Here is a 17,557-nt window from a genome sequence, read left to right as displayed (position 1 = left end):
TGTTTACTTGGCAACCACTTTCTCGGACTTGCCGTCATAGCGCTTGCGCCATTCAGTCAGGATTTCATCGCGATTCTTCGACGCCCAGGCAAAGTCGTTCTTGATCAAACGCTGCTCATAATCGGCTGGCAATTCAGTCTGTGGCTTGGCGATACCTGGCTGAGCAAGGACGGCGAAGTTCTCTTTGTACAACTCCATCGCCGCCGGACTGGCCGAGAAGTCTGCCAGTTTCTTCGCCGCGTCTTCATGCGGTGTGCCCTTGATCACAGCCGTCGCTTCGATTTCCCAACCCAGGCCTTCTTTCGGCAGGATGATGTCCAGCGGCGCACCCTGACGCTTCAGCTGAACAGCCGGGTACTCAAAGGAAATACCGATCGGGAATTCGCCCGCTGCGGCCAATTTGCAAGGCTTGGAACCGGAGTGAACGTATTGGCCGATGTTCTGGTGCAGGTCGTCCATGTACTGCCAGCCTTGCTTCTCGCCGAAGGTTTGCAGCCAGGCGCTGACGTCGAGAAAACCGGTGCCGGACGAGGCAGGGTTGGGCATGACGATCTTGCCTTTGTACTCAGGCTTGGTCAGGTCTTGCCAGCTCACGGGTTTGCTCAAACCCTGCTTTTCGGCTTCGACGGTGTTGAAGCAAATGGTCGCGGCCCAGACGTCCATGCCGACCCAGGCAGGTGGGTTGGCGGCGTCGCGGTAGTTGCCGCCGATCTTGCCCAGGTCTTGTGGCGCATAGCTTTGCAGCATGCCTTGCTGGTCGAGGATCGCCAGGCTCGAAGCGGCTAGGCCCCAGACTGCGTCAGCCTGCGGGCGGGCTTTTTCGGCCAGCAGTTTGGCGGTGATGATGCCGGTGGAGTCACGTACCCATTTGATCTCGACGTCCGGGTTGGCCTTTTCGAAGGCGGCCTTATAGGCAGTCAGTTGTTCGGCTTCGAGGGCGGTGTACACCGTCAACTCGGTTTTCGCCGCGAAGGCGTTCAGGCTGAAAGCGGTGAGGACAGCAGCGGCGAGGGCCAGGGGCTTGAACATGATCTTTTCCTGTTTGAGTTGAGGGCTTTGGGGGTTGAGGAGCAGCGAATCAATGACCGGGCGCGGTCTGCCGCCAGGCCTGGGAGCGGCGCAGCAAACCGCGCGAAGCCCAGGCCAGCAGCAGGGACACGCCCGCCGAGGTGAATAGAATCAGGGTCGACATCGCCGCCGCGCCGCCGACGTTGCCGGCGTCGTCCATGTTCAGCACCGCCACGGCCGCGAGGATGGTGTCGGGGCTGTAGAGGAAGATGGCTGCCGAGACCGTGGTCATGGCCGAGACGAACAGGTAGCGCACGATGTCCAGCAGCGCCGGCAGGCAAATCGGCACGGTGACGCGCAAGTAGTGGCGATACAGCGGCGCCTTGAGCGACAACGCGGCGGCTTCGAATTCGGCGTCGAGCTGGCGCAGCGCGGTGGTGGCGGTCATTTGTGCGGTGGTCAAATAGTGCGCAATGGTGCAGACCACCAGCAGGGTCATAGTCCCGTAGAGCACATGCAGCGGGTTGCCGTTGAGGTTGAAGAAGAAGACATAACCCAACCCCAGCACTAGACCCGGCACCGCCATCGGTACGAAACTGAGCATGCGCAGCGTCAGATTCAGTCCGCGCTGGCCCTTGGTTTTTTCCATCAGGTAGGCGCCGGTGAAGATCAGCACGCTGCCGATCAGCGCCGTGCACAACGCCATTTTCACGCTATTGCCGTAGGCCAGCCAGCCGCCACCCGCCGTGTCGTTGAACTGGTAATGGTTGAGGGACAGCGACAGGTTGTACGGCCAGAATTTCACCAGCGACGAGAACACCGCCATGCCGAATACCAACAGCAGCGCGGCGCAGATCAGCAGCACAATCGCCAGGTAGCAACGGTCCCGTCGTTTCGACGGTGTTGGCTTGAAGACTTGCGCCCGACCACTCATGGAGTCGCCGTGCCGCCGACGCAACCACGCATCGACACCGAAGCTGAACAGCGCTGGCAGCAGCAGGACCATGCCGATCAAGGCTCCGCGACCGAATTGTTGCTGACCGACCACGGCTTTGTAGGCTTCCAGCGCCAACACTTGATAGTCGCCACCGACCACTACGGGCACACCGAAATCGGTGATGGTCAGAGTGAACACCAGGCAGAACGCGGCGAACACTGCCTGACGCGTCGCCGGCCAGGTGATGCTGCGGAAGGCTTTGGCCGGACTGGCGCCCATGCTGGAAGCGGCATCGAACAGTCGCGCATCGGCCAGGGACAGCGCCGACAGCAGAATCATCAAGGCGTGTGGGAAGGTGTAGATGACCTCACCCAGCACAATGCCCCAGAAGCCGTAGATATTGTCCGAAAGCAAACCACGCAACAGGCCCTGATTGCCGAACAGATAAACCAATGCAATCCCCGGCAGCATGGACGGCGCCATCAGCGGCAACAGCGACAGCCCACGCCAAAATCCTTTGCCCGGAATCAACGTGCGTTGCAGCGCGTAGGCAAACAGGTAGGCCAGCGGTACGACAATCGCCGCCACGCTCAGGGACACTTTCAAACTATTGCCCAGCAGCCAGTGGAAGTTTGCACTGGTCACTAGTTCGCGGGCAGCGACCAGACCACCGCCCTGCCCGGCTTCCGAGCTGAAGCCGCGCCAGAAAATTGCCAACAACGGCATCAACACGGCGACGCCGAGCAACACCAGTAACAGGACTTTGCCGCCAACGACGAACACCCGGTCGCCGATCTCGGCACGGGAGGTCTGCCGAACCTGCTTGTGCGGTATCGGCAGCGCGATGTTCGCGCTCATCAGGCAAACACCTGCAAGCTGCGCGGAGGCAAGGCGACCATGATCTGCTGTGCCCCGAGGCGCGGCATGGCTTCCGGCGCCAGTTCCGCCAGCAACGCGTGGCCCGGCAGTTGATCGAGTTCGAAGCTCATGCGGCAGCGGTTGCCGAGGAAGGTGATTTCGCGAACCTTGGCCGGGAACAGGTTTTCTTCGTGTACCAGCGGGTTGACGTTGATCGCCTCGGGGCGGCAGAACAACCGGCCGGAGGCGGTTTTCGCACTGCCGTCGGCCAGACGCATGTTCAGGCCGCCGACTTGCGCGTGGCTGTCACTGCTACGGCGGAATGGCAGCCAGTTGCCCTGACCGACGAACTCCGCCACAAACGGTGTCGCCGGGCGGTCGTAAATTTCCTGCGGCGTGGCGTACTGCTCGACCTTGCCGTTGTTCATCACGGCAATGCGGTCGGCCATCAGCATGGCCTCGTCCTGGTTGTGCGTGACCATCAGCGTGGTGATGCCAAGGTTGCGCTGCAACTGACGCAGTTCGGTGCACAGATGCTCGCGAACCCGTGCGTCGAGGGCGGACATCGGTTCGTCGAGCAGCAACAACGAAGGCGCCGGCGCCAAGGCCCGCGCCAGTGCGACCCGCTGTTGCTGGCCGCCGGACAATTGGCCGGGGTACTTTTTCTCGCTGCCGATCAGGCCGACCAGTTCCAGCATCTGACCGACACGCTTGCGCACTTCATCGCGACCGCTGCCGGCGAGGCCGTAGGCAATGTTCGCTTCGACGGTGAGATTGGGGAACAACGCGTAGGACTGGAACAGGATGCCGTAGTCACGCGCCTGAGGTGCCAGGTGGGAAACGTCGCGATCACCGAGGTACAACTCGCCGCTGTCCTGCTTCTCCAGACCGGCGATGCAGCGCAGCAAGGTGGTTTTGCCACAGCCCGACGGGCCCAGCAGGCACACCAGCTCACCGGCCGCCACATCGAGGGAAACGTTATCCAGCGCGGTGAAGGCGCCAAAACGTTTCTGCACGCCGCGCACTTTCATCGGGGCGCCGGGGTTGGTCAGGGCAGTTGCGATCGAGTGGTTCATGGACAGGCCTCATCAAGCAGATGAAGGCCATCCTAGGGATGTAATGCGTCCGTCATGTGGCAGTGAGGCAAAAACGGCTGATAGTGGTATTCGGGGATTTGGGTTGGGTGATTGGCTTGAGTTGTTGGTTGACTGGCCTGATGCCTTCGCGAGCAAGCCCGCTCCCACAGTTGAACGCATTCCCCCTGTGGGAGCGGGCTTGCTCGCGAAGGGGCCAGACCAATCACCACAATTCTCAGGCCGGTGCCATTTCCTGCGCCAACCCCAGAAACGCCGCCGGCAGCCGCGCGCCTTTGCGCTCCTTGAGGCAGTACAAATACTCCGGGATCTGCGGGGCATTCTCGATGGTCAGCACCCGCAGTTGCGGATCGTGCGGCACTTCCTGTCGGGCAATGATGCTGATGCCGATGTTGCGCAACACCGCCTCACGAATCGATTCGCGGCTGCCAATTTCCAGCAACGGCCCGAAAGTCACCCCTGCGCTGGCCAGCAATTCTTCGGTCAATCGCCGAGTCGTCGAGCCCGACTCCCGCATCAACAAGGTGTGCCCGGCCAATGCACTGAGCGGCACATGATCATGCACCGCCAGCGGATGATTGCGATGCACCGCCAGCACCAGCGGATCGCTGCCGAGCACCCGGCGAATCAGCCGCGCATCGTCGAGCAATTGCGAGGAAGCGGCGACATCGACCCGGTAATCCTCCAGCGCCTCCAGCACCTGCTGCGAGTTGCCGATTTCCACCGACACCTCCACCTGCGGCAAGCGCTCGCGAAAGGTCTTCACCAGATCGAGAATGTAATACGGCGCGGTGGCGGCAATGCGCAAGGTGCCCTGGACCTGGCCACTGTTGCGCAGGAAAAACTCGATGTCGGCTTCCTGCTGCAACAGCGCCTTGACCATCGGCAACAGCCGCGCGCCTTCATCGCTGACGCTGAGTCGGCGGCCGCCCCGGTAGAACAGTTCAACCGAGTACTGACTTTCCAGGTGCTTGATCTGGGTCGTCACCGTGGGTTGGCTCAAGCCGAGCTTTTTCGCCGCCAGGGTGATGCTGCCCAGGCGGGCAACCATATAAAACGCCTTCAGCTCGGCACTCAGCACACCCGCCCCTCATCTCTTATTTGCGCAACAGGCGCAAACCGTTGAATACCACCAACAGGCTTACGCCCATGTCGGCGAACACCGCCATCCACATGGTGGCGATCCCGGCGAAGGTTACCCCAAGAAAGATCGCTTTGATGACCAATGCCAGCGCAATGTTCTGTTTGAGGATGCTCGATGTCTGCCGCGACAACCGAATGAACGCGGGGATCTTGCGCAGATCGTCGTCCATCAAGGCGACATCGGCGGTCTCGATGGCGGTATCGGTGCCGGCGGCGGCCATGGCGAAACCTATCTCGGCGCGTGCCAGCGCCGGGGCGTCGTTGATACCGTCGCCGACCATGCCGACGTTATGGCCCCGTGCATACAATGCTTCGATGGCTTGCAGCTTGTCGGTCGGCAGCAGGTCGCCCTGCGCCTCGTCGATGCCGACTTGCGCGGCAATTGCCTGCGCGGTGTGGACGTTGTCGCCGGTCAGCATCAGGGTTTTGATGCCCAGGTCGTGCAATTGCTGGATCGCCTCGCGGCTGGAAGCCTTCACAGTGTCGGCCACGGCGAACAGCGCCAGTGGGCCGGATTGATCGAGCAGCAACACCACTGATTTACCCTGCTTTTCCAGCGCGAACAGCTTTTCTTCCAGCGCAGGCGAGCACAGGTTCAGTTCTTCCACCAAACGGTGGTTGCCCAGGTGGTAGACCTGACCGTTGATTTCACCGCGCACGCCACGACCGGCCAGGGCTTGGAAGTTATCCACAACCTGCGGCGCGAATGGTTTATCCGCAGCCGCATGGGCGATGGCCAACGACACCGGGTGGTCCGAGCGACCGGCCAGCGCCGCCGCAATCGCCGGTGCGGATTCGTCCGCCGTCGGATCAAGCGACAGGTAATCGGTCTGCACCGGTTTGCCGTGCGTGATCGTGCCGGTTTTATCCAGCGCCAGGTAATCGAGCTTGTAACCGCCCTCCAGGTAGACGCCGCCCTTGACCAGAATCCCTTTGCGCGCCGCCGCCGCGAGACCGCTGACAATGGTCACTGGCGTCGAAATCACCAACGCACAGGGGCAAGCGACCACCAGCAACACCAGCGCCCGGTAGATCCAGTCAAACCAGAGCGCGCCCATGAACAGCGGCGCAATCACCGCGACGGCGAGGGCCAGGATGAACACCACTGGCGTGTAGATTTTCGAGAAGCTGTCGACGAAACGCTGAGTCGGCGCCCGCGCGCCCTGAGCCTGTTCGACGGCATGGATGATCCGCGCCAGCGTCGAATGGTTGGCCGCCGCGGTGACGGAATACTCCAGGGAACCCGCCTGATTGATGGTGCCGGCGAACACCTTGTCGCCAATGGTCTTTTCCACCGGCAGGCTTTCGCCAGTGATCGGCGCCTGATCGATGGTTGAACTGCCCGACACCACTTCACCGTCCAGACCAATTCGCTCACCGGGCCGCACTCGCACTCGCGCGCCCAGCTCAATGGTTTTCACGTCCTGCTCGACCCAGCTGCCATCCGCCTGCCGCACCGTGGCCTGTTCCGGTGCCATCTGCATCAAGCCGCCAATCGCGTTGCGCGCACGGTCCAGGGATTTGGCTTCGATCAACTCGGCCACGGTGAACAGGAACATCACCATTGCCGCTTCTGGCCACTGACCGATCAGGATTGCGCCGGTCACCGCGATGCTCATCAGCGCGTTGATGTTCAGGTTGAAATTCTTAAGCGCGATCCAGCCCTTCTTATAAGTGCCGAGACCACCGCTGAGAATCGAGACCAGTGCAATGACCGCCACCACCCAATTGGGCGCAGCGTTGGTGAAGTGGATAACTTCAGCGGCCAGCGCCCCCACACCGGACAGCGCCAACGGCCACCAGGGCTTTTTCTCTGGCGCCGGGGCTGGCGCTTCGACGCCCTGCTCCAGCGGCTCGGCCTGCATGCCGAGGGATTTGATCGCGTCGATGATGGGGGCGGTGTTCGGCAGGTCGTGGGTGACGCCCAACACGCGGTTGATCAGGTTGAATTCCAGCTGTTGCACACCCGCGAGCTTGCCGAGTTTGTTCTCGATCAGCGTCTGCTCGGTGGGGCAGTCCATCGCGTCGATGCGGAAACTGCTTAGCCGCGCGCTGGCGGTGGGCGTTGCGCTCAATTTGATCAGCGACGGTGCCGCCACGTTGGCGGAACAGCAGGAATCCCCGTGGCCGCCATGGTCATGCTTCTTTACTGGCTGCAGCTTGTGGCTGTGCTCGTGCTCGCGCTCAGCCTCAGGTGAATGGGTGTGCCGGGAATCGCTCATTGGGTCGCGTCCATAAAGGTGCCTGTTGCCAAGTAAAGACCCTGTAGCCACTATAGGGTCAAGCACCCATTTGGAGATTGCCGTCATGAAGATCGGAGAACTGGCCAGACTCACCGACTGCGCCGTGGAAACCATCCGCTATTACGAGCGCGAAAACCTGCTGCCGGAACCAGCCCGCAGCGACGGCAACTACCGCGTCTACACCCAGGCCCACGCCGAACGCCTGACCTTCATCCGCAACTGCCGCACCCTCGACATGACCCTCGAAGAAATCCGCAGCCTGCTGGCCCTGCGCGACAGTCCGCAGGATCAGTGCCAAAGCGTGAATGCGCTGATCGATGAGCACATTCATCACGTCAAGGCGCGGATCGATGGATTGCTGGCGTTACAGACGCAACTGCTCGACCTGCGCCAACGCTGTAGCGAGGGGCCGGATATTGATCAGTGCGGGATTTTGCAGCGGTTGGAAGTGAGCGGCGGGGTGGTGGCGACGGAAGTTGAGCATTCCCATGTTGGCCGTAGTCACGGCCACTAAAAACACCACAAAAACCTGTAGGAGCTGCCGAAGGCTGCGATCTTTTGATCTTGATTTTCGGCAATTCCAACATCGCAAAAGATCAAAAGATCGCAGCCTTCGGCAGCTCCTACAGGGGGATGCGTTGAGGCTCTAGACCGCCATCGGCGCGGTCATTGGGGCGTGGTGTTGGTAGCCTTCCAGCGAGAAATCACTCGGCTCGATCAGCTCTAGCCACTCCGGCTGATAAACACCGGTCTTGGCAAACTCCGGCACACGGTCGCTGATGACCAGTTTCGGCATCGGGAACGGCTCGCGCGTGAGCTGTTCGTTGAGCATGTCCAGGTGGTTTTCGTAGACGTGGGCGTCACCGATGAAATAGGTGAACCAGCGTGGCGTGTAACCGGTCAGGCGACCAATCAGGCTCAGCAACGCGGCGCCTTCGGTGAGGTTGAACGGCGTGCCCAGGCCCAGGTCGTTGGAACGGATGTAGAGCGTCAGGGAGATTTCCCTGGTCTCGACATTCGGGTGGAACTGATACAGCAGGTGGCACGGCGGCAGGGCCATTTCATCGAGCTGAGCGACGTTCCAGCCGTGGAACAGGATGCGGCGGCTGCCCGGGTCCTTGATGATGGTGTCGACGCACTGACGGATCTGGTCGATCGCCTTGTACAGCACCACGTAAGCCTGACCGTCTTCTTCGCCTTCAGCGATCTGACGGTAACCCTGGCCCAGGGTCTGCTCGATGGCGGCTTTGTTGCTGAGCGGAATCTGCTTGTACGCCGGCCATTTGCGCCATTGCACGCCGTAAATCTCACCGAGGTCGTCTTCACCCTGACGGAACGGGTTGGCCAGCCACTGCGCATTTTCGTTGGCGTTCTGGTCCCAGACCTTGCAGCCCAGCGCGCGGAATTCGGCGGCGTTGTTCACCCCACGCAGAAACCCACACATCTCGCCGATGGCCGATTTGAAGGCCATCTTGCGGGTGGTGATCGCTGGAAAACCTTCTTTCAGGTCATAACGCAGCATCGCGCCCGGGAAGCTGATGGTATTCACGCCGGTGCGGTTGGCCTGTTTGGTGCCGTTCTTGATGACGTGGGCGACCAGTTCGAGATATTGCTTCATGAGTTACCTGTGTCCTTGAACCCGGAGGCCGTCGCCCCCGGGGTTCGAATTTATACGGCCGCCGCTGGGGTCGCCGGGGCGCGGTGATACGCCAGCCAGATCAGGAACAGACCGCCAACGATCATCGGTACGCAAAGTACCTGGCCCATGGTCAGCCAGTTCCAGGCCAGATAGCCCAGCTGTGCGTCCGGTACGCGGACGAACTCGACGATGAAACGGAAAATGCCATAGAACAGCGCGAACATCCCCGACACGGCCATGGTCGGCCGCGGCTTGCGCGAGAACAACCACAAGATCAGGAACAGCGCGACGCCTTCCAGCGCGAACTGGTACAGCTGCGACGGGTGACGCGGCAACTGCGACGGATCGCTGAAAGGCGGGAAGATCATCGCCCACGGCACGTCGGTCGGTTTGCCCCACAACTCAGCGTTGATGAAGTTGCCGATACGTCCGGCCCCCAGGCCAATCGGCACCATGGGCGCGACGAAATCCATCAGCTGGAAAAACGATTTGTTGTTCTTTTTACCGAACCACAACGCCGCCAGCATCACGCCGATGAACCCGCCGTGGAACGACATGCCGCCCTTCCACACTTCAAAAATCAGCGTCGGGTTGGCCAGGTAAGCACTCAGATCGTAAAACAGCACATAGCCCAAGCGTCCACCGACGATCACACCCATCGACATCCAGAACACCATGTCGGAGAGCTTCTCTTTGCTCCAGGTCGGATCGAAACGGTTCAACCGACGGGACGCCAGCAGCCAGGCGCCGCCAATGCCGATCAGGTACATCAAACCGTACCAGTGGATTTTCAGCGGACCGATGGCCAAGGCCACCGGATCGATCTGCGGGTAAGGCAGCATTGCGACTCCTCGTTAGAGTTGAAACTTCAAAATTCCCGGGCGACGCTGCCACCTCAGGATTAAGCCAGGATTGCGGCGCGTGTCAGAGTAGAAAACTCAGGCCAACGCAGAACAGCAAAGCGGCAAACAGCCTTTTCAGCAACTTCGGCGACAGCCTGTGGGCCAGTCGCGCACCGATACGGGCGAAAAACATACTGGTCAGGGCGATCCCCAGCAGCGCCGGCAAATAAATAAAACCGAGACTATGGGCCGGCAGCAATGGATCGTGCCAGCCCAGAATCATGAAACTTAATGCACTTGCCAACGCGATCGGCAACCCGCAGGCGGACGAAGTGGCCACCGCTTGTTGCATCGGCACACTGCGCCAGGTCAGGAACGGCACGGTCAATGAGCCGCCGCCTATCCCAAAAATCGCCGAGGCCCAGCCAATCACACTGCCGGCCACCGTCAGACCCAGTTTGCCGGGCACCGTTCGGCTGGCCTTGGGTTTGACATCCAGCATCAGTTGGGCGGCAATGACCAACGCAAACACGCCGATGATTTTCTGCAGGTTCGGTCCGGAGATCGCTTCGGCCGTCAGCGCGCCGAAACCGGCACCGATCAGAATGCCGACGGTCATCCAGACGAAAATCGGCCAGCGCACGGCGCCGCGACGGTGATGCTCGCGCACGGCATTGACCGAGGTAAAGATGATCGTCGCCAGGGAAGTACCCACCGCCAGATGGGTCAGGATCGAAGCGTCGAAGCCCTGCAAGGTGAAACTGAACACCAACACCGGGACGATGATGATCCCGCCACCGACCCCGAACAGCCCGGCGAGTACGCCTGCGCAGGCGCCCAACGCCAGATAGAGCAGAAATTCCATGGAGGATCCCCAAATAAGAGCGGCATGGTAACGGATGCATGGCCTTCGGCTCCACTGGATGGCGATGGATACCCGCGCAATGTCTGCGTAGAGTGGGCAAAAAACACACAAGGACCACCTTATGTGCCTGATTGTTTTCGCCTGGCGACCGGGCCATGCCCAACCGCTGATCGTCGCGGCCAACCGCGATGAATTCTACGCCCGGCCCAGCCTGCCCCTGGCGCAATGGCCCGAATCGCCGCACGTCTATGCCGGCCGGGACCTGGAGGCCGGTGGCACCTGGCTGGGTATCGGCGCCAATGGTCGCTTCGCCGCACTGACCAATATTCGAGACCCGCATCAACCACCCGCCCGCACGTCGCGAGGTGAGCTGGTGGCGCGATTCCTTAGCGGCGACAGGTCGATTGATGACTATTTAGACGACGTTGTCAGCCGCTCGATGGAATATGCCGGCTTTAACCTATTGGTCGGCAATGCCAATGAGCTATGGCATTTCAATGCGCGGGAGTCTGAGGCTGTGATGTTGCCGCCGGGGGTTTATGGGTTGTCGAACGCTGGTCTGGATACGCCGTGGCCAAAGGTGCTCAAGGCACGGACGGCACTGGAGGAGGTGCTGGAAGATCCGCAGCCGCAAGCGTTACTGGCGTTGCTGGGCGATCCTCAGACCGCACCGTTTGCCGAGCTGCCGGACACTGGTGTGGGGTTGGCAACCGAAACACTGCTGTCGAGTGTGTTCATTGCCAGCCAGAGTTATGGGACGCGGGCGAGTACGGCGTTGATTGTGCAGGCGGATGGGACACGGGTGATGGTCGAACGGAGTTTCGGGCCGTATGGCGGGCATTTGGGGGAAGTGGAGGTCAAGGTTTAGATCGTTGTTGTCTGATCAGACGCCTTCGCGAGCAAGCCCGCTCCCACATTCGACCGCATTCTTCTGGGAGAACTCGGTTAAATGTGGGAGCGGGCTTGCTCGCGATGAGGCCATCAGCGTTTTAGAGGGTTTTGACCGAAGCCGGATTGATCATCCGCGCCAACCCAAGGTTCTTCAATGCCAGTTGCAGCGAGCTGTGGATCACTTGCGGGTTGTCGATGGTCATCAACTCAGCGAGCAATTCCTTGGCCATGCTCAGGTTGATCTGACGCAGCATCCACTTCACTTTCGGCAAGTTGGTGGCGTTCATCGACAAGCTGTCGAAACCCATCGCCATCAACAGCACCGCCGCCGCCGGATCACCGGCCATCTCGCCGCAGATACTCACGGGCTTGCCTTCGGCATGGGCGTCACGCACCACGTTCTGCAAGGCTTGCAGCACCGCCGGGTGCAGGTAGTCGTAAAGGTCGGCCACCCGCGGGTTGTTACGGTCCACGGCCAGCAGGTACTGAGTCAGGTCATTGGAGCCGACCGACAGGAAGTCCACTTGCCGTGCCAGTTCCTTGGTCTGATAAACCGCCGCCGGAATTTCGATCATCACGCCGACAGGCGGCATAGGCACGTCGCAACCTTCGTCGCGGACTTCGCCCCAGGCCCGGTGAATCAGGTGCAGGGCTTCCTCCAGTTCGTGAGTGCCGGAGATCATCGGCAGCAGAATCCGCAGGTTGTTCAAGCCTTCGCTGGCCTTGAGCATGGCGCGGGTCTGCACCAGGAAGATTTCCGGGTGGTCGAGCGTGACGCGAATACCGCGCCAGCCGAGGAACGGGTTGTCTTCCTTGATCGGGAAGTACGACAGTGACTTGTCGCCGCCGATGTCCAGGCTGCGCATGGTCACCGGTTGCGGATGGAACGCGGCGAGTTGCTCGCGATAGATCGCCAGCTGCTCTTTTTCACTCGGGAAGCGCTGGTTGATCATGAACGGCACTTCGGTGCGGTACAGACCCACGCCCTCGGCGCCGCGCTTCTGCGCCCGCGCCACATCAGCCAGCAGGCCGGTGTTGACCCACAGCGGCATGCGGTGGCCGTCAAGGGTCACGCACGGCAAGTCCCGCAGTGCATCCAGCCCGAGGGCCAGTTGTTTCTCTTCCTCGACCACTTCGGCGAACTGCTTGCGCAGCACGTCACTCGGGTTGGTGTAGACCTCGCCGTGGTAGCCGTCGACGATCATCTGGATGCCGTCGACCTTGGAATACGGCAGATCGACCAGGCCCATCACCGTCGGAATACCCATGGCACGTGCCAGGATCGCGACGTGGGAGTTGCCGGAACCGAGTACCGAGACCAGGCCGACCAACTTGCCTTCCGGCACTTCGCCGAGCATCGCCGGCGTCAGTTCTTCGCTGATCAGGATGGTATTGTCGGGATAAACCAGGGTCTGCTGACGCTCTTCCTGCAAGTAAGCCAGCAAGCGCCGACCGAGGTCTTTGACGTCCGAGGCGCGCTCGCGCAGGTAGGCGTCGTCCATCAATTCGAAACGGTTAACGTGTTCGGTGACCACCTGACGCAACGCACCCTGGGCCCACTGGCCGGTCTTGATCACGGTGGTGATTTCGCTGCCCAGCGAAGCATCGTCGAGCATCATCAAATAGACGTCGAACAGCGCACGCTCTTCGGGACGCAGCTGAGTCGCCAGCTTGGCCGACAACGCGCGCATGTCGGCGCGCACGCCTTCGATGGCGGTCTTGAACAGACCCAGCTCGGCGGCGATGTCGGTGATGGTCTTGTCGGGCACCACATCCAGATCGGCCGGCGGCAGCATGACCACCGCGGTACCGACCGCCGCACCCGGCGAACCCGGTACACCGATGAACTTGGCTTCCTGAATGCCTTTACCTTGACGGCCCAGGCCCCGGATCGAACCGGTGGCTTCGGCGTGGGCGATAACGCCGGCGAGCTGCGCGCTCATGGTCACGAGGAAGGCTTCTTCACCTTCGTCGAACTGGCGGCGTTCTTTTTGCTGAATGACCAACACGCCGACAACGCGGCGGTGGTGAATGATCGGTGCCCCGAGGAATGAGGCGTAGCGTTCTTCACCGGTCTCGGCGAAGTAACGGTAGCGTGGGTGATCTGCGGCGTTTTCGAGGTTCAGGGGTTCTTCACGCGTGCCGACCAGGCCAACCAGACCTTCGTTGGGCGCCATGCTGACTTTGCCGATCGAGCGCTTGTTCAAGCCCTCGGTGGCCATCAACACGAAGCGGTTGGTTTCAGGGTCAAGCAGGTAGACCGAGCAGACCTGGCTGCCCATGGCCTCTTTGACGCGCAACACAATAATCCCCAACGCCGTCTTGAGATCCTTGGCGGAGTTAACTTCCTGGACGATCTTGCGCAGCGTATTGAGCATGGCTCGGGGTCGAACTCCGTCGTCAGTCGCGCGTTAAAAGGCGCGGGGCAAGCTCTTTGAGAGCGCGTCGATACACCTCGCGCTTGAATGTCACCACCTGGCCCAACGGATACCAATAACTGACCCAGCGCCAGCCATCGAATTCCGGTTTACCGGTCAAATCCATCCGCACCCGCTGCTCGTTGGAGATCAGGCGCAGGAGAAACCATTTCTGTTTCTGGCCGATGCACAGCGGTTGGCTGTGCGTCCTGACCAGACGTTGCGGCAAACGATAGCGCAACCAGCCCCGGGTGCAGGCGAGAATTTCAACATCTTCGCGCTCAAGACCCACTTCTTCGTTCAACTCGCGGTACAAGGCGTCTTCCGGCGTCTCCTGGGGATTGATTCCACCCTGTGGAAACTGCCAGGCATCTTGATTGATACGGCGAGCCCATAGCACCTGTCCGGCATCATTCGTGAGAATGATCCCGACATTGGGGCGGAAACCATCGGGGTCGATCACGGCAACAACCTCGCAAACGCATGTCGCCGCATTGTTCCACAAAGGTTGTGAAGGCAGCAACGAGCCGGCCAACCTTATGTGCACTCTTGTGAAAAGTCCGTATTCTGGGCGCCTTTCTACAGACTTTTCAGCGAGTAACTGCAATGCGGCTGGCTTTATTCGACTTGGACAACACACTTCTGGGCGGCGACAGTGACCACGCCTGGGGCGATTACCTGTGCGAGCGCGGCTTCCTTGATGCCGTCGCCTACAAGGCGCGCAACGATGAGTTCTATCAGGATTATCTGGCCGGCAAGCTGGACAACGACGCCTACCTGAACTTCTGCCTGGAGGTCCTCGGCCGCACTGAAATGTCCACGCTGGCTCAATGGCACGGCGATTACATGCGCGATTGCATCGAACCTATCGTGCTGCCCAAGGGTATCGAGTTGCTGGCCAAGCACCGCGAGGCCGGCGACAAGTTGGTGATCATCACCGCCACCAACCGTTTTGTGACCGGGCCGATTGCACAGCGATTGGGTGTTGAAACCCTGATTGCCACTGAATGCGAAATGGTCGATGGCCGTTATACCGGGCGCAGCACTGACGTTCCGTGCTTCCGGGAAGGCAAGGTGACTAGGCTGAATCGTTGGTTGGAAGAAACCGGGCATTCGCTGCAAGACAGCTATTTCTACAGCGACTCGATGAATGACTTGCCGTTGCTGGAGCAGGTGACGAATCCGGTGGCGGTTGATCCGGATCCGAATTTGCGCGCTGAGGCCGAGAAGCGTGGCTGGCCGGTGATTACTCTGCGCGAGTGACCACCGCACTTGTAGGAGCGAGCTTGCTCGCGATGGTCGTTAACGATGACGAGGGCGGCCAGGATGAACGCGGTGCCCTCACGTTTTTTCGCGAGCAATCGAGCGTCGACCGGCTGCTCCTACACAGGTTTGGCGCCCATTAGTCCGGCAATGGCGATAAAACAGACAAAACTGAACAACGCCAAGACAAACGTAAATTTCCCGTTCCCTGCCGCCGGCACCTTGCGCAACTTATTCAAGCGCACCAGCAACCAGAACCAGCCCAACGCCGCCACGGTGTAAAGCACACTGGAAGCCAGCAACCAGGTCTGCCCCAATGGCCAGCCCACCAGGTTCACCATCCACCAGCCGGTAAATGGCATGCTCAGCAGCGCCAGCCCCATCAGCAGCCAGATGAACACGCGTGGCCGTTGCAAGGTGCGCGCATGCGCCGTCGGATCGCCATTACGCCGTGTGCGCCAGACCCAGATGGCCAGCCCCAGCGCGCTGACCAACAGCAATACCGTCGCCACCATATGAGCCATTTTCAGGGCGGTTAACGTTTCCATTGTTCGATTTCCTTATGACCTGCCCATCAGCGTAGCCCCTCAGCCAAGAAACAGCTGATAGGCCGGATTGTCGCTTTCGTCCCAGTACGGGTAGCCGATTTCCTCAAGCGCAGCGGGAACCAGATGACGTTCTTCGTGAGGCACTTGCAGGCCCGCGACCACGCGGCCATCCGCTGCGCCGTGGTTGCGGTAGTGGAACATCGAGATGTTCCAGCGCCCACCGAGCTTGTTGAGGAAGTTGAACAGCGCGCCCGGCCGCTCCGGGAATTCAAAGCGCAGAATCACTTCATCGACGACATGAGCCGCACGACCGCCGACCATGTGGCGGATATGCAACTTGGCCAGTTCATTATCGGTCAGGTCCAGCACCGGGAAACCCTGTTCGCTGAGGCTGGCGATCAACGCACTGCGCGGGTCGTTTTCCGGATGCGTCTGCACGCCCACGAAGATGTGCGCTTCACTGCCCGTGTTGTAGCGGTAGTTGAATTCGGTGATCTGGCGCTTGCCGATGGCTTCGCAGAACGCCTTGAAGCTGCCCGGCTTCTCGGGGATGGTCACGGCGATGATGGCTTCGCGACCCTCGCCCAGTTCGGCGCGCTCGGCAACGTGGCGTAGACGGTCGAAATTGACGTTGGCGCCGGAATCGATGGCCACGAAGGTGTGCCCGGTGACGCCGCGCTGCTCGACGTATTTCTTGATCCCCGCCACGCCCAGGGCGCCAGCCGGTTCAGTGATCGAGCGGGTATCGTCGTAGATGTCCTTGATCGCCGCGCAGATCTCGTCGGTGCTGACGGTGATGACTTCATCGACGTAGTCTTTGCAGATGTCGAAGGTGTGCTGGCCGATCTGGGCCACCGCGACGCCATCGGCGAAGAGGCCCACCGTCGGCAGTATCACGCGCTCGCCGGCCGCCATGGCGGCTTGCAGGCAGTTGGAATCGTCCGGTTCGACGCCGATGATTTTGATTTCAGGACGCAGGTACTTCACGTAAGCCGCGATGCCGGCGATCAGGCCGCCGCCGCCGACCGGAACGAAGATCGCATCCAGACGACCAGGGTGCTGGCGCAGAATCTCCATGGCCACCGTGCCCTGCCCGGCAATGGTGTGGGGATCGTCGTACGGGTGGATGTAGACGTAGCCCTTTTCGTCGACCAGTTTCAGCGAGTAGGCCAGGGCTTCCGGGAACGAATCCCCGTGCAGCACCACTTTGCCACCACGGGAGCGCACGCCTTCGACCTTGATTTCCGGGGTGGTCTTGGGCATCACGATGGTCGCCTTCACGCCCAGCACTTTCGCCGCCAGGGCCAGGCCTTGCGCGTGGTTGCCCGCGGAAGCTGTGACCACGCCACGTGCGCGCTCTTCGTCGCTGAGCTGAGTCAGCTTGTTGTAGGCGCCCCGAATCTTGAACGAGAACACCGGCTGCAAGTCTTCGCGCTTGAGCAAAATAGCGTTACCCAGCCGCTCGGAGAGCTGGCGAGCAGTCTGCAATGGGGTTTCTACGGCAACGTCATAAACGCGCGAGGTGAGGATCTTTTTCACGTACTGTTCGAGCATCGGAAAGCATCACTGAGCGGGTTGGGCAGGGCCAACGAGTCTAACCCGCCTTTCGCCCAAGCGACCACACTAAACCGGTGGTTTTAACCCGCCGGAAGAGATCATTACCTGTTGTAGGAGCGAGCTTGCTCGCGAAAAACCCAAGGGCGCCGCTGGGCATCTGGTTTTACGCGTTATCGTTCACGATCATCGCGAGCAAGCTCGCTCCTACAGTAATCCGGGATGAAGGTGTGCGCATTTGACCCGCCAATCGGA

At 60.7% G+C, this 17,557-nt stretch carries 15 protein-coding genes; 3 read left to right on the top strand and 12 right to left on the bottom strand.

Annotated elements, in window-relative coordinates; genetic code table 11:
* Window positions 1-3: 3 nt before the first annotated feature.
* The 5 genes from JFU37_RS13900 to JFU37_RS13880 all read right to left on the bottom strand — a co-directional run bounded on the left by JFU37_RS13900 (window position 4) and on the right by JFU37_RS13880 (window position 7,262).
* On the bottom strand, window positions 4-1,029 hold the full coding sequence (locus JFU37_RS13900; protein WP_201115816.1) for a putative 2-aminoethylphosphonate ABC transporter substrate-binding protein: 1,026 nt from the start codon (window positions 1,027-1,029) through the stop codon (window positions 4-6).
* A gap of 49 nt (window positions 1,030-1,078) precedes the next feature.
* Window positions 1,079-2,803: a putative 2-aminoethylphosphonate ABC transporter permease subunit gene (locus JFU37_RS13895; RefSeq protein WP_201115815.1), complete on the bottom strand. Its 1,725-nt coding sequence runs from the start codon at window positions 2,801-2,803 to the stop codon at window positions 1,079-1,081.
* Entirely contained in the window at window positions 2,803-3,879 is a 1,077-nt protein-coding gene (locus JFU37_RS13890; protein ID WP_201115814.1) for a putative 2-aminoethylphosphonate ABC transporter ATP-binding protein, read from the bottom strand. The genes JFU37_RS13895 and JFU37_RS13890 overlap by 1 nt, the downstream gene beginning before the upstream one ends.
* 235 nt (window positions 3,880-4,114) lie before the next feature.
* Window positions 4,115-4,978, bottom strand: coding sequence for a LysR substrate-binding domain-containing protein (locus JFU37_RS13885; RefSeq protein ID WP_201115813.1), 864 nt, complete (start codon window positions 4,976-4,978; stop codon window positions 4,115-4,117).
* A 16-nt stretch (window positions 4,979-4,994) separates the two neighbouring features.
* Window positions 4,995-7,262, bottom strand: coding sequence for a heavy metal translocating P-type ATPase (locus JFU37_RS13880; RefSeq protein ID WP_201115812.1), 2,268 nt, complete (start codon window positions 7,260-7,262; stop codon window positions 4,995-4,997).
* 85 nt (window positions 7,263-7,347) lie between these two features.
* On the opposite strand from JFU37_RS13880, the gene cadR reads away from it, so the two are divergent.
* Window positions 7,348-7,797 carry a Cd(II)/Pb(II)-responsive transcriptional regulator gene (gene cadR, locus JFU37_RS13875; protein WP_201115811.1) on the top strand — a complete coding sequence of 150 codons (450 nt, stop codon included), beginning with the start codon at window positions 7,348-7,350 and terminating at the stop codon, window positions 7,795-7,797.
* A 132-nt stretch (window positions 7,798-7,929) separates the two neighbouring features.
* On the opposite strand, the gene JFU37_RS13870 is transcribed toward cadR, so the two are convergent.
* From JFU37_RS13870 to JFU37_RS13860, 3 genes are all read right to left on the bottom strand, one after another.
* Window positions 7,930-8,901, bottom strand: coding sequence for a thymidylate synthase (locus tag JFU37_RS13870; RefSeq protein WP_201115810.1), 972 nt, complete (start codon window positions 8,899-8,901; stop codon window positions 7,930-7,932).
* Between the two features lie 50 nt (window positions 8,902-8,951).
* On the bottom strand, window positions 8,952-9,764 hold the full coding sequence (gene lgt / locus JFU37_RS13865) for a prolipoprotein diacylglyceryl transferase (protein ID WP_201115809.1): 813 nt from the start codon (window positions 9,762-9,764) through the stop codon (window positions 8,952-8,954).
* 82 nt (window positions 9,765-9,846) lie between these two features.
* A complete protein-coding gene (locus JFU37_RS13860) occupies window positions 9,847-10,629 on the bottom strand; it encodes a sulfite exporter TauE/SafE family protein (RefSeq protein ID WP_201115808.1) in 783 nt (260 codons plus the stop codon).
* Between the two features lie 121 nt (window positions 10,630-10,750).
* Here JFU37_RS13860 and JFU37_RS13855 point away from each other — a divergent pair, with 121 nt between their 5' ends.
* A complete protein-coding gene (locus tag JFU37_RS13855) occupies window positions 10,751-11,497 on the top strand; it encodes an NRDE family protein (RefSeq protein ID WP_201115807.1) in 747 nt (248 codons plus the stop codon).
* A gap of 121 nt (window positions 11,498-11,618) precedes the next feature.
* Here the strand turns inward: JFU37_RS13855 and ptsP are convergent, their stop codons facing one another.
* Both ptsP and JFU37_RS13845 read right to left on the bottom strand, forming a co-directional pair.
* On the bottom strand, window positions 11,619-13,898 hold the full coding sequence (gene ptsP, locus JFU37_RS13850) for a phosphoenolpyruvate--protein phosphotransferase (RefSeq protein ID WP_201115806.1): 2,280 nt from the start codon (window positions 13,896-13,898) through the stop codon (window positions 11,619-11,621).
* Between the two features lie 22 nt (window positions 13,899-13,920).
* Window positions 13,921-14,400, bottom strand: a complete 480-nt coding sequence (locus JFU37_RS13845) for an RNA pyrophosphohydrolase (RefSeq protein ID WP_007945562.1) — start codon at window positions 14,398-14,400, stop codon at window positions 13,921-13,923.
* A gap of 143 nt (window positions 14,401-14,543) precedes the next feature.
* Here JFU37_RS13845 and JFU37_RS13840 point away from each other — a divergent pair, with 143 nt between their 5' ends.
* The gene (locus JFU37_RS13840; RefSeq protein ID WP_201115805.1) at window positions 14,544-15,200 is read left to right on the top strand and encodes a histidinol-phosphatase; all 657 of its coding nucleotides are present in this window, start codon (window positions 14,544-14,546) and stop codon (window positions 15,198-15,200) included.
* A gap of 119 nt (window positions 15,201-15,319) precedes the next feature.
* Here the strand turns inward: JFU37_RS13840 and JFU37_RS13835 are convergent, their stop codons facing one another.
* Together JFU37_RS13835 and ilvA are read right to left on the bottom strand one after the other, a co-directional pair.
* Entirely contained in the window at window positions 15,320-15,748 is a 429-nt protein-coding gene (locus tag JFU37_RS13835) for a DUF2269 domain-containing protein (protein WP_201115804.1), read from the bottom strand.
* Between the two features lie 39 nt (window positions 15,749-15,787).
* Window positions 15,788-17,302: a threonine ammonia-lyase, biosynthetic gene (gene ilvA, locus JFU37_RS13830; protein WP_201115803.1), complete on the bottom strand. Its 1,515-nt coding sequence runs from the start codon at window positions 17,300-17,302 to the stop codon at window positions 15,788-15,790.
* Window positions 17,303-17,557 lie beyond the last annotated feature (255 nt).

The sequence above is a fragment of the Pseudomonas sp. TH41 genome, from assembly GCF_016650695.1.
In the GTDB taxonomy this organism is placed as follows: domain Bacteria; phylum Pseudomonadota; class Gammaproteobacteria; order Pseudomonadales; family Pseudomonadaceae; genus Aquipseudomonas.
This window is presented reverse-complemented; position numbering and strand designations above follow the sequence as displayed.